At 37.3% G+C, this 14655-nt stretch carries 15 protein-coding genes; 3 read left to right on the forward strand and 12 right to left on the reverse strand.

Features of this window, described 5'->3' with window-relative positions; translation table 11 throughout:
- Positions 1-23: 23 nt before the first annotated feature.
- Entirely contained in the window at positions 24-242 is a 219-nt protein-coding gene (locus JTI58_RS06975; RefSeq protein WP_205446028.1) for an ATP-binding protein, read from the forward strand.
- Here the strand turns inward: JTI58_RS06975 and JTI58_RS06980 are convergent.
- Positions 221-1138, reverse strand: a complete 918-nt coding sequence (locus JTI58_RS06980) for a DMT family transporter (RefSeq protein ID WP_205446029.1) — start codon at positions 1136-1138, stop codon at positions 221-223. The two genes, JTI58_RS06975 and JTI58_RS06980, sit on opposite strands and share 22 nt — an antisense overlap.
- The gene (locus JTI58_RS06985) at positions 1135-2046 is read right to left on the reverse strand and encodes a DMT family transporter (RefSeq protein ID WP_205446030.1); all 912 of its coding nucleotides are present in this window, start codon (positions 2044-2046) and stop codon (positions 1135-1137) included. Before JTI58_RS06985 ends, JTI58_RS06980 begins: the two co-directional genes overlap by 4 nt.
- Positions 2047-2164: 118 nt before the next feature.
- Here JTI58_RS06985 and JTI58_RS06990 point away from each other — a divergent pair, with 118 nt between their 5' ends.
- Together JTI58_RS06990 and JTI58_RS06995 are read left to right on the forward strand one after the other, a co-directional pair.
- The gene (locus tag JTI58_RS06990) at positions 2165-3502 is read left to right on the forward strand and encodes an aminotransferase-like domain-containing protein (RefSeq protein WP_205446031.1); all 1338 of its coding nucleotides are present in this window, start codon (positions 2165-2167) and stop codon (positions 3500-3502) included.
- Positions 3503-3575: 73 nt separating this feature from the next.
- Entirely contained in the window at positions 3576-3818 is a 243-nt protein-coding gene (locus JTI58_RS06995) for a group-specific protein (protein WP_205446032.1), read from the forward strand.
- A 638-nt stretch (positions 3819-4456) separates the two neighbouring features.
- Here JTI58_RS06995 and JTI58_RS07000 read toward each other — a convergent pair.
- The 10 genes from JTI58_RS07000 to JTI58_RS25205 form a co-directional block, all read right to left on the reverse strand.
- On the reverse strand, positions 4457-4615 hold the full coding sequence (locus JTI58_RS07000; RefSeq protein ID WP_004231699.1) for a DUF1540 domain-containing protein: 159 nt from the start codon (positions 4613-4615) through the stop codon (positions 4457-4459).
- Positions 4616-4711: 96 nt separating this feature from the next.
- On the reverse strand, positions 4712-5596 hold the full coding sequence (locus tag JTI58_RS07005; RefSeq protein ID WP_205446033.1) for a helix-turn-helix transcriptional regulator: 885 nt from the start codon (positions 5594-5596) through the stop codon (positions 4712-4714).
- Positions 5597-5665: 69 nt separating this feature from the next.
- Complete coding sequence (locus tag JTI58_RS07010; RefSeq protein ID WP_431844408.1) at positions 5666-6922, reverse strand: erythromycin esterase family protein; 1257 nt, start codon at positions 6920-6922, stop codon at positions 5666-5668.
- A gap of 26 nt (positions 6923-6948) precedes the next feature.
- A complete protein-coding gene (locus tag JTI58_RS07015; RefSeq protein WP_205446035.1) occupies positions 6949-7686 on the reverse strand; it encodes an ABC transporter permease in 738 nt (245 codons plus the stop codon).
- Complete coding sequence (locus tag JTI58_RS07020; protein WP_205446036.1) at positions 7686-8396, reverse strand: ABC transporter permease; 711 nt, start codon at positions 8394-8396, stop codon at positions 7686-7688. Before JTI58_RS07020 ends, JTI58_RS07015 begins: the two co-directional genes overlap by 1 nt.
- The gene (locus JTI58_RS07025) at positions 8393-9304 is read right to left on the reverse strand and encodes an ABC transporter ATP-binding protein (protein WP_205446037.1); all 912 of its coding nucleotides are present in this window, start codon (positions 9302-9304) and stop codon (positions 8393-8395) included. Before JTI58_RS07025 ends, JTI58_RS07020 begins: the two co-directional genes overlap by 4 nt.
- Before the next feature lie 109 nt (positions 9305-9413).
- Positions 9414-10787, reverse strand: coding sequence for a sensor histidine kinase (locus JTI58_RS07030; protein WP_205446038.1), 1374 nt, complete (start codon positions 10785-10787; stop codon positions 9414-9416).
- Positions 10784-11452, reverse strand: a complete 669-nt coding sequence (locus tag JTI58_RS07035) for a response regulator transcription factor (RefSeq protein ID WP_205446039.1) — start codon at positions 11450-11452, stop codon at positions 10784-10786. Before JTI58_RS07035 ends, JTI58_RS07030 begins: the two co-directional genes overlap by 4 nt.
- A 208-nt stretch (positions 11453-11660) precedes the next feature.
- The gene (locus JTI58_RS07040) at positions 11661-12953 is read right to left on the reverse strand and encodes a cytosine permease (RefSeq protein ID WP_205446040.1); all 1293 of its coding nucleotides are present in this window, start codon (positions 12951-12953) and stop codon (positions 11661-11663) included.
- Positions 12954-13331: 378 nt separating this feature from the next.
- Positions 13332-14630, reverse strand: a complete 1299-nt coding sequence (locus JTI58_RS25205; RefSeq protein ID WP_205446041.1) for an ankyrin repeat domain-containing protein — start codon at positions 14628-14630, stop codon at positions 13332-13334.
- Positions 14631-14655 lie beyond the last annotated feature (25 nt).

Below are 14655 nucleotides of genomic sequence, written 5' to 3' on the forward strand. Positions count from 1 at the left end.
TGCGGAGCAGTACGACTCTCGATATGCAGGATAAACTATTCCAACAGTATTATCGTGGAACAACAACAGATACTTCTTCAGAAGGCACTGGAGTAGGCATGGCAATTGTTTATAACCTTGTCCAAACACATAGAGGCACTATCGCCCTAGAAAGTGAACTTGCTAAAGGGGCTGCCTTCATTGTTACATTTCCGAAAAAATGGCAAAATCACCTCGTACACTATCGAGGTGATTTTTTATAACCTACGTTCACTTCTTTGATATTCCCCACTTCTTGTTTCTTTTCAACAACCCGCTCTTTCGACAACAAAAGAGCACAAAGAATAATGCATATCCCTATGAAATGTTGGATTAATAACGGTTCCTTCAACATCAAATATCCAAGTAGAACACCTACTATGGGAACAATATAATTACTAAAAGAGGCAAATAAAGCACCCTCACTTTTAATTAAAAGATTATAAAGCATATACACAATCCCTGCGTGGAAAATGCCTAATATAACAATGGAAACGATCTGAATCCCATCTATGCTTAATAGTAATGGTTGTTCAAGGATAAATGCCATTGGTAATAAAATCACGGTGGCAATTCCTAAAATATTTCTCATATGAACGATTGGTGAACCATCCTCTAACTTCTCCATTAAAATTAACGAAAATGCAAAGCTCAGTGCTGCTAATAGTAGCAGCACATTCCCTAGTACTGTGCCTGAACCACCCATCCCTTGTGTTGGCCAAGAAAGAATGATGATCCCCAAAAAGCCTAATAGAATGCTAACCGTTTGAAACGGACTAACTTTTTTGTTAAAGAAAAAAACAAAGAGGATTAATGTGATAATGGGGACCATTGCTATGAGCATAGACGCAATACTACTGGATACATATTTTTGACCTTGCGCAATGAGGACGAAGGGAATCACTACTTCAAAAATGGCAATCCCAATATATAATTTACTATTTGCTAAGTAGTTTTCTCTTTTCAAAAATAAGCTCATGATACTTAAGCAGATTGCACCGATTAAAGCTTTTAACAAAGATAAAGTAACAGCCCCCACATCATTCGTAACTAATGCTACGAAGAAAAATTGAGAGCCCCATATACAACTTATTAATAGCAAAAGGCTGTATTTTCTCATTGCACTACCTTCCTATGCCCAAAATAATTTGTTCCTATGACGCCAATAATGATGAGGATTCCACCAATAAAGTGATAAAGGTGAAAGACTTCCTGTAAAACCAAAACGCCTGCCAGTATTGTAATGAGCGTAGCAAAATTGCTAAAGACACTCATTTGGGAAGCTTCTAATTTAGATAACGCATAATTGGATAAATAGGACGTACCGAGCAAAGATAATAGCCCTAAATATAAAATCGCGATGACAAAATCAACATGTGTTAATGGCTGAAAAAATTCATTGATTGTACCATTCACCAGATGATTTCCAAGAGCCATTCCGTTAAAAATGACAAATCCGCATAGTGTCATCACATACGTTAAGGTCAGTAATGAATATTGCTTTGTAAGCCTTCTTGCAAACACGTTATAAAGCGACGCAGCAAGGGCTGAAAGTAAAATGAATCCACTGCCGACGACATTTCCTGTAGTCGCATTGGCTCCATTCATAATTAGCATGTAGATAACTCCAAGTACAGATAAACTAATGAAGACAAGCTGTCCACGAGTAGCTTTTTCCTTTAACAATAAACCTGCTAGTGCTAATGTAAAAATAGGAATCGTTGCTTGAATAATTCCAGCTTCAGAAGAGGAAATTCTAGCAAGCCCAAGCACTTGAAAAGTGAAAAAAACAATGGGATACAATATGGCTAACGGTAAAATTTTTAGTAAATCATATTTTTTTATTGTTAGCTTATTTTTCGTAAAGACCATTAAAATAACAATACCGATGAAGGCAAACGTAAAGCGATGGGCTAATGTATCAATTGGACTCGCCACTGTTAATGTAACTTTCACAAACATGAATGAAAGGCCAATGATAAATGCATACGAAATCGCTGCTATATAGGCTTTTCTTTTTTCTGACATACGATAATGCTCCTTCTCAAATCATTCCGGCCGGTATTGTTATCGTATTAAAAAGAGAACACATTGACGATATGAAAAAAACACATCTGTACCGATACAGATGTGCTGGAGGTTATATATGCTTAAATATGAATGGATTTATTCTCAGCTCCTGACTCAAATCCAAACAGGCTCTCTTCATGCAGGTGCAAAACTTCCTTCTATTCGCCAGTTATCACAACAATTTTCCTGTAGTAAGAGTACGATTTTAACATCTTTAAAAAAACTGGAGAATCAGCATCTTATCTATGCATCGCCTAAAAGTGGCTACTATGTTGTCGATCATCAGCTGCCCATCCAACCGAAAATGAAAAATTACATAGATTTTGCTACGTCATCACCCAGTTGGCATGCTTTTCCATACCAAGATTTTCAGCATTGTATTAACAAAGCCATCGACACATACCAAGCAGATTTATTTAGATATGGAACACCAAAAGGCCTACCTTCATTAATAGAGGAAGCAAAAAAATTATTAACAAGTTATCAACTGTTTACAAAGGAAGATAATATTTTCATTACTTCTGGCGTCCAGCAATCCTTGTCTTTGCTAAGTATTATGCCATTTCCAAATGGTCGCTCAACCATTTTAGTGGAACAACCTAGTTACCATTTATATATGGATTATTTAAAAACCTATGGAATACCAGCAATCGGCATCAAAAGAACAACGGATGGCATTGATTTACATGAATTAGAAAGCATTTTCAGCAAACATGACATAAAGTTTTTTTACACGATGCCGCGCCTGCACAATCCTCTAGGTACATCTTATAGCAAAAAGACAAAGGATCTAATCCGTAAACTTGCTTATCAATATAATGTTTACATTGTTGAAGATGATTATTTAGCGGATTTCGAGCAAAATTCGAAAATAGATCCCCTCTATACAGATGATACACAGCAGCATGTTATCTATTTAAAAAGCTTTTCTAAAATTATGTTTCCTGGCTTACGTATTGGACTTGCCGTTTTACCAAATGTTTTGATTAATACCTTTCAACAGTATAAAAATACCACTGATATTGATAGCTCCATGATTTCTCAGGCTGCATTAGAGCTTTACTTGAAAAGTGGCATGTTTGAGCGTTATCAAAAGAAAGTCAGTGAAGCTTATGCAAGCCGAGCGAATCAACTTCAGCAATCTATAGCAACTCATCTGGCAGAGTATTCATCCTCTAAGGAAATCTGTATGCATAGCCATATCGTTCTACCGAGGCAGGTGAATACTAATAAGCTTATTCAACATTTGGCACAACAAAATATTTTGCTGGATCCTATAAGCCGCAATTATTTAGATGTATTTTATCATGAACGTATTTTAAAAATAAATGTATCGAATGTAGAAGAATCCAAAATTGATGCTGGCATAAGGGAAATAGCGCTAGCCCTTCATAGCCCTAAACATCACTTCTAAAGAATAGCATTCATGAAATCTTATTGTAGCTCATATAATGAGACATCTTAAATGCTTCTATAAGGGGGATACAATGCAAGCTGAAAAATTACGATTAAGAAAAATTCAGCGTCTTGCTTATGAAATCATGGATGAGATGCACAAAGACAAAGACTGCATTGAATTGCACAAACTTATTCCAATCATCGATAATTTATCTCGCGCAATTGGTGATTTAACGGATTCCGTTGGTAAATACTCGTTAGATTATGTAGAAGAAAAAGTAAAAAATGCACATGCTCTTTTATTTAACAAAGAAAAGGTGGATATTTATTAATAAAGAAAGGGAAAAAGGGTAACCATATTTATGGCTACCCTTTTCATAGTGTTGAAAAACAATACCATCAATAGAATTTTTATGAAAGGTGAAAACAGATTTCCGTTGCAGGCTACTTGCTTTCCTGTGGGCGAGCGCCGAATCGCTTCCTCCGCTACCGCTCCGTGCAGGGTTTCGCCTGTCTCGCTATCCCACGGGAGTCAAGTAGCCCTCCACTCCAACCAATAAATATTTAACTTTTTAACAAAAGTTTTCAAATAAAGTGAAGGTTTTCACTACTCTTTATGAAGAGGTGTTGTCACGCATCACTTCTCCACATTGAAAATAAAGGGTCTAACCCCTAAGAATACAGTTATTGGGCTATTTGATTGCTATGCTAGTATGAAAAAAGTAAAGACATTTTGCAGAATGGTTGATTGGAGTGGAGCCAGCGTCACTCCTAGGGGATTGAGCGTCACAGAGGAGACCCTGGAGCGAACGGAAGTGAGTGAAGCGGCTCATCGGACGCCCCCTGGAAAGGACGCTGGCGGAACGGAAATCAACCCCTTCATCTTGCTAAAATATCTTTTTCTGCTAGTGACATGATCTTTTTTCAACAACATGAAAAGGGTAACCATATTTATGGCTACCCTTTTACATTAATGCGTTTCAGGTTCGAATGTTTTACAGTCTGTTTCTTCACTGTTGGAAGCATGTTGTCCCTTTTGGCTGACAACATAAATTTTTTCGGCTGTGCATTTGTTACCAGAATCCCAAAATGTGCAGTTATTGACTTCACAAAGAATTTCTTGTGCCATTGTCTCACACCTCCTCTTTGTTATCTTTAACAAATTCGAGGTAATCAATACGTAATTCAAAAAAGTCATCTCACGATTTAGTTAGTGCTGTCTGATTTACTCCATACTAAAGTCTAGATTAGTTGGATGATTCGATAAATGTTCTTGTGTAAGCATATTTGTAGAGGGTACCTTGTCGTCAACCTCCTCAAATCGAAAACCATCTGCCCATACCTTACCCGAACCAATTAATAACACACCAAAATAAATGGAGTCACCTTCTTCAGGTACGTCTAAGACAATAGAATAGTGATTCCATTCAGTAGAACCTGTCACAGAACGCTGATTCATATTATCAAATTGAATGGTATCACCCGTACCATTGTCAATACGCATCCATGCACCACACTTTGTAGCGTCTGCCGTCTTTAAATAGCATGACATTTTCAAGCGCTTTCCTTTATAGTTAGTTGCCTGAAAGCCCTGCATCATCGTACCGAATTGCCCCTGATTTGCTGATGCAGTTGTGGAATACAATACGCCTGAACGCTTCCCTGAATGAAACACCTTGTCATCTGTATGAAATTTATATAATTCTGGATTCGCTCCACTCAACATCCAACCTTTAACCTGTTCAACTGTTTCCATGTAATTTTCCTCCTCCAACATATTTAGTGATTGCATCAATTTTCGGTACTTCCCTGGTGGTACAGCATAAACTTCTTTAAAGGCTCTTGTAAAAGCTTCTTGTGATTGAAACTGAAGTGTAAATGCAATCTTTAATATCGATTCATTAGAGTACATCAAATAACTCGCAGCCATGGCTAGCCGGCGTATACGAATGTATTCACCAATCGTAACTCCCGTTTCTTGCTTAAAAATACGACTTAGATGGTACTTCGAATAGCCAGCAGTATTAGGAAGACATTCAAGTGAAATTTGTTCCATCAATTGCTCCTCGATATAGGCAATAGTTCTTTGTGTTGCCTGACTATACTCCATGTTACTCACCTCATCTTTATCATACTGGAGAAAGAAACAGATTTTTTGATGGAGGTTGCTAAATTTAACTCAATCAATTATTTTTGTTGGTGTTGCTTCCTGCACAACAATGAGACCATCATAAGCTTCCTCAGGCGTCATTTTAATGGTATACAGCATTTGTGTCAGCTTATACCATGGACGAAAATCATCCCCAATATTGCCCATTCTTTGCTTTTTGGAAAGAATATTCGCCAGCTCCTTCGATTGTTTGGCAGCTTCAAAATCCACATAAAAGATGTTGCTATCGATGTCACTAAAGGCATCCACTAAAGCATTATGATGCTCAATCGTGTATTCCTTTCGTTCACCAGACCCATTTTGTGCTTGGAATGTATTTTTCACAAAGTCTGTGCCAATTGCAAAATATTGATCTTTAAAATGCTCGTTTAAATATTGTCCCATTGATTGATAGCCTGCCATCGAAGCAGAAGTTTTCTCAATATGACCATTATGAGCAGACATTAATACTTTATTGTGACCTTGTGTTGCTTCGTACTCAACAATCCATCGTAAATTTTCAGCTAAATATTGATCCCGTAAATTCATGTAGTTACCATCATTTAAAAATAATTGTGTACGCTGTTTCATAATTTGTGCGTATTGTGCAGCAAAGGAGAAGTCATCCTTTGATGATTTTTTCTCATATATCGCTTTGTTTGATTGTAAATCGTTAATTATTGTATCAATCGTTCTATCCAGCTCTTTTAGCTGACTATTTGATAAATCTCTCATCGTTTTATTGGAAATATGCTCTAGCTCAGTCGTGAATTTCTGCGCATTGTCAGCATGTACCTTGGCGTAATAATCAAGCAACCCTTTTTTGCTGTAATCATAGCGTTGCATATCATTGCCATAAAAATAAATTTTATCTTGTTCATCGACTGTCTGATTATAGTCATGCATCCATTGCACAAACTCTACCATTTGTTCAGTTTTGTAGATGCCATAGTCTAACGCTTTTATAGCTTCCTCTGCTGTTCCAGCACCCTTTGTGATAAATTGATTAATCTGCTGGGCTCCACCAAAATCTCCTTCTAAGACAAAGACATGGACATTTTCATTTTTAATCATCGTCTCAAACAAATCTTTTTTTAACGTTTGAAATTCGATATTGCCATGTGTGGCTTCCCCAAATCCAATAATTTTCACATCGTCAGGAATATTGATTTCTTTTATTTTACTAGTATATTGCGAGGCATCTTTTACAACCTCACCTTCTCCACATCCTGCTAAAGCTACTAGCAGTACAGATGCAGTTAAAAATTGTAAGCTTCGTATCAACATTCTCATATCAATTCTCCTTTAAGGTGTTAAATGGCTTTGCGTTGGAAATAGTAATAACCTCCAAGGAAAAACAGGATGAATCCACCCCCTACAACTGTTAACAATTGCTCCCACGGCACAAAAAACACATCATCTGTTTTGCCACCTATATACATCATTGAAAACGGTTGAGCCCACGGATAATATGGACCAACACGTTCAGAATTCACCGCTAAAATAGAAGGTAACGTAAATATAACATTAACAGCAAACGGTGCAGCAAAGCTTTTAAACATAATGGACATCCATAATTGCAAGGCTACTAATGGTAATGTCGCTACCCAGCCTCCTACTATGCTTTTCCAAACAATTTCTATAGGAAAGGGATCTGTGTAACCCTTTACCATCCCAACAGCAAAGACAGAGCCTAAATACAATATCTGCATCGCCAAAACAAGCAGCATAACCAACACGTATTTGGCTACAAATACTTTCCCCCTTGTTACAGGCAGTGCTAAAAGCTGCTTCCATCCACCCGACTGATGTTCATACCTGCAAATGAGACTGGTAAAAACACCTGAAATAAGAGGTAAAAATAATAGAGCGTATGTTAAATTCATCGAAAACAGAGAAATATACCATTCATTGATTTCAATCCCCTGTATGTTGTCCTCTAAATTAGCTGATAGACCAATGAAAAGCCCGATCATGGGTCCTGCCAAAATAATCGGTACCATTTTTGATTTACGTAACTTAAACCACTCAGCTTGAAGTAAAGCAATCATTATTTCACGTCCCTTCTTGTAAAATCAATCATGCCGATTACATAGAGTAAAATACCAATTCCTACGCCTAATAAGACATTGATTATCGGCTCATTCCAATGGTTCATCAATGATGGCCATTTCCATATCATCCAATCAGGTAGAACATAGGAAGAATAGGCAAAAATCACCCCGAAAATGCCCACAGTTATAGGGATTCCTTGATTATGACTTACACTCGCAATCCACAATTGAAGAGCCAAGATAGGCAATGCTGCAAAAGCAGGGAAATAACTAAATTTAGCTAGCTCCATGTAAGGTACGGTATCACCTAATTTTAAAAACAGCCCAAAGCTCAACGTAAAAAGCATTAATAGCGTTGAAGCCAAAAATAGTAAGATAGCTAACAGCGTAAATTTCGACAAATACACGATTAATTTGGAAACAGGTAATGCGATGAGCTGCTTCCAAGCATTGGTTTCATTTTCAATGCTCGCCATGAATGATGTGAGAATGACAATGCCCAAGACAAGGGCAAGTGGTGTAAATGAATGCACGTTTAGTATGAAATAGCCCCAATCATCCTCACTTTGCTGTAAGAGATAATCCTTTCTTACTCCATAATTGACCATTTGCAGAGCAACCACGCCTAAAGGACCGATGAGCGTTAGAAGCCATAATCCTTTGCGCTTGATTTTTAAGAAATCAGCAGTTAACAGCTTTCCCATCATATCCCCTGCTCTCCCATCGTCATTTGCAGGAATATATCCTCCAATGAACGTTTCTCTTCCTCCACTCGGAATACTGATATACCTTCCTGAACAAGAACTTGGACAATATGGGCAACCTTTTCATCTGAGCATTCTTCTAAGAAAATCACACCATCTTGATAGTCTGCCTTAATGCCATTTGCCAATAAGGAACGCCATCCTTTTTCGCCATTGTTCACTTTAAAGGTAACCTTTGGTTGGGCAAATCGGCGCATCGCCTCAATAGAATCTTGAAAAATCAATTTGCCTTTAGAAACAATTCCTACTTGTGTAGCCATTTGATCAATCTCTGATAATAAATGGCTGGAAATAATAATGGTCATGCCATATTCCTCTGGTAATCTTTTAATTAAATTACGAATTTCTATAATCCCTGAAGGATCGAGACCATTCGTTGGTTCATCTAAAATAAGTAATTCAGGATGATGTAGTAAAGAAGCTGCAATACCAAGACGTTGCTTCATTCCTAGAGAAAAACCTTTTACCTTTTTGTTGGCAGCTTCCTTCAAACGAACAATTTCCAGAACTTCATCGATTCGAGATTTCGGTACACCTAGTATTTTTCTTAGTGCCTCCAGATTCTCATATGCCGTCAAGTGCGGATAATAGGAAGGGTTTTCTACTAATGAACCAACCTTCGCTAATATTTGGATGCGTTCCTTGGTAATATTCTTTTGAAAGATTTTAATTGTTCCCGAAGATGGCTTCATTAAACCAAGAAGCATTCGAATTGTAGTCGTTTTACCTGCCCCATTTGGGCCTAAAAATCCATATATTTCACCTTTACGTATTTGTAAGTTCAAATTTGATACAGCTTGCTCTTTCCCAAAGCTTTTTGATAAGTTTTGTGTTTGTACGATATATTCCAATGTCCTCACCTCTTTAACTATCATAAAAAGGGAAGTTTAAAAACAGGTATGGGCCAAGTTTAAATTTTGTTTAAAAAATATTTCTAACATAAAAAATTCTGCGAAGCATTTATTTCTCAAGCTTCGCAGAATTCTTTATGATGACTTTTGTGCCGGAGTGATCGGAATGGATGTCCCATTCTAGATGCATGCCCCTTATCATGACATCAACAATCGATAAGCCAATTCCCGCACCCTTTGCATTTGATTCATTTTTCATTCCTTGCCCATGATCCTCAATAATAAATGCTGTATAACTCTCCGTCGATACCGTTTTCACGCTTATATATTTCCCGCTATTCGCATGACGTAGTATATTTTGGAAAATATTATCAAATACTCGTCCTAACCATAATGGATCAACACGCCATTCAACTGGTTCAAATGCCTGCAGTTCAATATCGATGGTGAAACCTTCTCGCTCAAAAACTGGGTACCATGTCGTTAGGTGTTCCCGCACAAATCGAATCACATTGATGTCTTTCGGTTCAAATTTATATTTACTTGCCATAAGCAATGTGTAGGACATCAAATTTTCAATTAAAGCATCAATATTCACTATGGATGTTTCCATAGCCTTTAATGCCTGCTTCCCGTCCTCTGATAATGCCTCTTTACTAATTGAATAGGATTGTGCTCTTACTTTCGTTAAAGGTGTCCGTAAATCATGTGATAAATTAGCAATCAGTTCACGTCTTAGTTGCTCTTCTTTTTGTTGGCGTTGCTTGCTTTCTCGCAGCTCGCTGACCATTCTATTAAAACTGTGCTCCAGTTGACCAATTTCGTCTCTCTTTTTCACATGAATTTCAATAGGTAAACCATCTACATCACGTATCTCCATAGCTTCTTGGAGATGTAATAGTCTTTTGCGAATTCCCTTGAAAAACAAAAGCGAAACCACAATAAAAAATAGAATAACGGCAACAACGCCAAAAAATAAAAAGTTACCATAGTTATCGTAGACCTTAATAAGCGGAGGATTAAATGCTACTCTTGAAATCTCTAGTACAATAAAGCCATTTGACATATCATCGTCTAAGAAGGCTATAACAGTAAATGGATCGCCTCCATAGCGCTCTTTTATAAATTGGGTTGTATAGGCTGGTGTCCACTTTGCTGGCAACTGCTCCTTTACATTCAAAGTAGTCAGTAAGTTCCCCTCTTCACTTACCCAAAACATAGAAGCAGTAGGAAATTGCTCTTGCCACTTTTGAAAAAGCTGCGTAATAGTATCATCTGTCACATTGGTCATATTTTTAGCCTGAGCATGCCATTGCTTTTCAATATCACTTTCTACGAGAACTCCGCTGGAAAATTCCCCTGTCCCTGTTTTTGTAATGCCTAATACGAAAATAGCAACACCAAGATAGGAAATTTGAACAATGGATATGGCGAATAAAATAATGAGCATATATTTCGCTAATAATGATCGAAAAAATTTCATAGTTTCACCCTATAGCCAATTCCTCTGATTGTTTCAATAATCATGGGCTTTGCAGGATCTATTTCTATCTTTTCTCTTAAGTACCGTATATGCACCATCAGTGTTTTATCACCTTCTATATAGCTCTCACCCCAAACCCCCTCATAGAGTTGCTCCTTCGTTAAAATTTGATTTAGGTGGCGTATAAAATACTGCAATAAATAAAATTGTTTACCCGTCAAAGGAATTTCTTCTTCATTTATCGTATTGATAATTCTCATATCTTTCGTATAAATTTTAAGATGCTGCAATGCTAGTACATCATCATTTTTTTGATATCTTCTCAATAATACTTCCAGCCTTGCTACTAGCTCATCAGGGTGAAATGGCTTTGTTAAGTAATCATCAGCAAAATGTAGCCCTTCAATTTTATCTTCAACAGCCGTTCGTGCTGATAACATTAGAATTGGCAGGTCTTTATTTTCGCGTTTAATTCTTTTACCTATGGAGAAACCATCCAACCCAGGTAGCATCACATCCAATATAGCAATATCTTTTGTGTTAGTGTGTTGCTCAAGACCCTCCCCCGACTCTAGCCATGTCACATCATAACCTCGTTCAGTTAATTCCTTACTTACCCATTGTCCGATTTCTTTTTCATCTTCTATGTATAATATACGAATCAATGTTTATCCTCCTCGTTGATGACCTAAACCTATATTAAAATACCATATTTTTCATGATATCTTTAACTAAAACATAATTGCCATACATGGTTATTATATGGTAAATACTATTTGTTTTCTTAGAAAATTTGATAACGTAGATTTATTGAGTAGAAATAAAAAACGCAACTTTTAATAGCTTGTAAAAGTTGCGTTTTAGAGGTTGATATTATGCGTGATTTGATGGAGTGGATTTCGTAAACATATTACCGATATAGAAGAAAATAGCTGATGATACAATACCTGCTACGACAACAGATAACTGAGGCGCATATTCATTTACCGTTAATGCAACAAGCGCTCCTAAGCCCCAAGAGATGAATGATAAAGGCTGCCATTTTTTCGTCTCATCATTTTTTCTCTTTAAGACAAGCTGATCCATAATAATAATAGTAGCAATTGGAGGTACAATTAAGCCAAGTAGATTTAACCACGTTTGGAAGGCATTCCATATACCTGAAATTGCGACAATAATTCCGATTATACCAAGGACAATTGTTAGTGTTCTCATTTTACCACCAGTCATATGAGACCATCCTACAGCACCGTTGTACAAGCAATGTGTACAACCTACACCTAAATTTATAAATACAAAGAGTATAGCTAAAATGGAAAGAAACGGACCGGCATCAGCTAAGATCATAATAAAGTCTCCGCCAGTTGCTTCTGGCTGTAACACAATACCAGTTGCTACAATAATAGCTCCTATTACTTCTGCTAGAAATTTTGAAATAGGGAATGCTGTAAATGCGGCAAAGAATCCTTGTTTCCCGTTTTTTGCCCATCGTGTAAAATCGGCTGTCATTGTACCTGAGTCAGTAAAAGTGGCAAAGACCATTGTTACTGCTGCTCCAAAGGATAAAGCCCCTACACCTGCTATTGGTTGGAAATGAATAATATCAGAAGAACCATTTTTAAAGGCAATGACTACTGAGACAATCCCTAGAATGAGATACATGGGTGCTGCAATATAGCCTAAAATTGTGAGAGCTTTAATGCCAATAAAAGTGGCTCCAACATAAAGCACGCCACCTAAAATCGTCATAAATAATAAGTTGGCTCCAAATGAACGAAACATTGTATCGCCAGTAAGGCCTACCATTAATGCAAACCACCCAACTACAACGGTTGATAGTAATCCTGAAACTGCTAAATAGCCTAGTTGACCAAATGTTCTTTTTGCGGAAATAGCAAAGTTTTCTCCTGTATTCCCAGCCAGATAACTCAGTGCTCCAACAATAATGCACAATAACAGATTACCCGTTAGAATTGCTGCAACACCCATTTTAAATCCAAGCATTGCTGTCACAACACCACCAATAACAGCACTCGTTAATACTAGAGGAAAGCTATACCAAACCGCAGAAACAGAGGAGAAGCTTTTTCGATATTCTTTTGGTACAGCCGTGTGTTCAAACTCTGGATCTAGTCCTTGTTTTTGATCATTAGTTATCGTTGACATTGGTTTCACTCCAATTTTTTATGTATTTAAGAGAAAGCACTTAGTATTTCAATCATTTGGAGAACACTTTCCTTACCACTTAAACATCTTAGAACCCGTCTATTCCCTCATAACATTTATTAATTGATTTGATCACCCCTTCCCTACGTATGTTTCAGTACTTTATCCGCGGATAATAAAGCGCTTTCATTTTCTATTTTAAAGATTAGTCAAATTTTGTCGCTGTACAAACATTCCGAAATCTCATTAGATAATTTGGTATATATGCACAATTTTTTTAAGCTGAAAGTCAGAATTTAGACATAAATGAACATTATTTAAACAAAACAAAGTGTAGAAGCCCATTCAGGACTCACTACACTTTGCTTTTCACACTTGTTATTTTGCTCCTGCCTGTATAAGCATCTGACTCACTTCTTTAAAGCCACGAGACTGTGCGTGCCGAAGTGGTGTGATTCCCTTTGCATCAGCAATATTTACATCAGCACCATGCTCGATTAATAGCTGTATTGTTTCTTGATATCTTGGTCCACCGTCGCCGTAGTAGATTGCTTCCAACAATGCAGTCCAGCCTGGTTTATTGATGTGGTTCACATCTACGTCTGTATGCTCAAGAATCTCTCGAACATTCTCCACATAGCCATGTTCTGACGCAGGAATTAAGGCCGTCCCACCAAATCTATTTAAAATTGTAGTGTCTGCACCTGCTTCAATCGTTAACTTCAAAATTTCTAAATATCCTTCTGCTCCCGCATATAAAAAAGGACTATTTTCAATATTATCTTGCCTATTGATGTCTGCCCCATGTTCAATTAAAACCTTTACGATTTCCGGAAAATTTCTATAGGTTGCAAGCATCGCAGCCGTTCTTCCTTGTTCATCGGCAATATTTATGTCAATTCCCTTATTTAAAATCTCCGTTATTTGCATAACATTCCCCTGTGCCACTGCATTGAAGAATCGCTTTGTTATTTGGACTTTTTCAGATTCAGATAATCTATTAAAGCTTTCAGTCGCTAGAATTTGAGTGATTTCTTTCAAACCTCTTTTCTCAGCCTGTTGTAATGGCGTCCTACCCTCTAAATCGGCTATCCTCATATCCGCTCCATGGGCAAGTAAAACTTTTACTGTATCTTGCTGCTTTTCCCCAGCTTCACCTAGAACAATAGCTTCCATAAGCGCAGTCCAACCTAAATTATTAACATGATTCACATCTATTTTTGTTTGTTCCAAGAGGAATTTAACTATATCCACATAGCCATGCTCTGATGCAGGAATCAATGCTGTTCCTCCATAACGATTGGTCAGTGCTGGGTCTGCTCCCACATTATTTGTAAGTTTCAAAATATCTATGTAGCCTTCTGCACCTGCATACAAGAAAGGATTGTTCTGCATATCATCCTGAATATTAACATCCGCTCCAGCATCAATCAGAATCTTAGCCATTGCCACATCATTGTTATAGGTTGCAATCATGAGTGGTGTACGCCCTTTTGTATCTTGTATATTCAAGTCAATATCTTCTTGGGTGATTAGTTTATTGATCTTAGCCATATCTCCCTGCTCTACTGCTTGAAGTAGTTGATCACCCACTTCAGTATCATTATGATCGTTAGGAACACATGCTTGTAGCCATAAACCTATTGCTAAGCATGCAATAATCCATTTCTTCAACATGTAAATGTTCAGCTCCTATTTTAAA

This window comes from Lysinibacillus fusiformis, assembly GCF_016925635.1.
Classification (GTDB): Bacteria; Bacillota; Bacilli; order Bacillales_A; family Planococcaceae; genus Lysinibacillus; species Lysinibacillus fusiformis_F.

Bases quoted from the DNA above. Each gene is read 5' to 3' on its own strand.
- JTI58_RS07005 (WP_205446033.1), bottom strand. From the start codon at position 5,596: ATGGAGTATAGTCAGGCAACACAAAGAACTATTGCCTATATCGAGGAG.
- JTI58_RS07040 (WP_205446040.1), bottom strand. From the start codon at position 12,953: ATGTCAACGATAACTAATGATCAAAAACAAGGACTAGATCCAGAGTTT.
- JTI58_RS06985 (WP_205446030.1), bottom strand. From the start codon at position 2,046: ATGTCAGAAAAAAGAAAAGCCTATATAGCAGCGATTTCGTATGCATTT.
- JTI58_RS07030 (WP_205446038.1), bottom strand. From the start codon at position 10,787: ATGAAATTTTTTCGATCATTATTAGCGAAATATATGCTCATTATTTTA.
- JTI58_RS07010 (WP_431844408.1), bottom strand. From the start codon at position 6,922: ATGTTGATACGAAGCTTACAATTTTTAACTGCATCTGTACTGCTAGTA.
- JTI58_RS06975 (WP_205446028.1), top strand. From the start codon at position 24: ATGCAGGATAAACTATTCCAACAGTATTATCGTGGAACAACAACAGAT.
- JTI58_RS07015 (WP_205446035.1), bottom strand. From the start codon at position 7,686: ATGATTGCTTTACTTCAAGCTGAGTGGTTTAAGTTACGTAAATCAAAA.
- JTI58_RS06980 (WP_205446029.1), bottom strand. From the start codon at position 1,138: ATGAGAAAATACAGCCTTTTGCTATTAATAAGTTGTATATGGGGCTCT.
- JTI58_RS06995 (WP_205446032.1), top strand. From the start codon at position 3,576: ATGCAAGCTGAAAAATTACGATTAAGAAAAATTCAGCGTCTTGCTTAT.
- JTI58_RS07000 (WP_004231699.1), bottom strand. From the start codon at position 4,615: ATGGCACAAGAAATTCTTTGTGAAGTCAATAACTGCACATTTTGGGAT.
- JTI58_RS07020 (WP_205446036.1), bottom strand. From the start codon at position 8,396: ATGATGGGAAAGCTGTTAACTGCTGATTTCTTAAAAATCAAGCGCAAA.
- JTI58_RS25205 (WP_205446041.1), bottom strand. From the start codon at position 14,630: ATGTTGAAGAAATGGATTATTGCATGCTTAGCAATAGGTTTATGGCTA.
- JTI58_RS06990 (WP_205446031.1), top strand. From the start codon at position 2,165: ATGCTTAAATATGAATGGATTTATTCTCAGCTCCTGACTCAAATCCAA.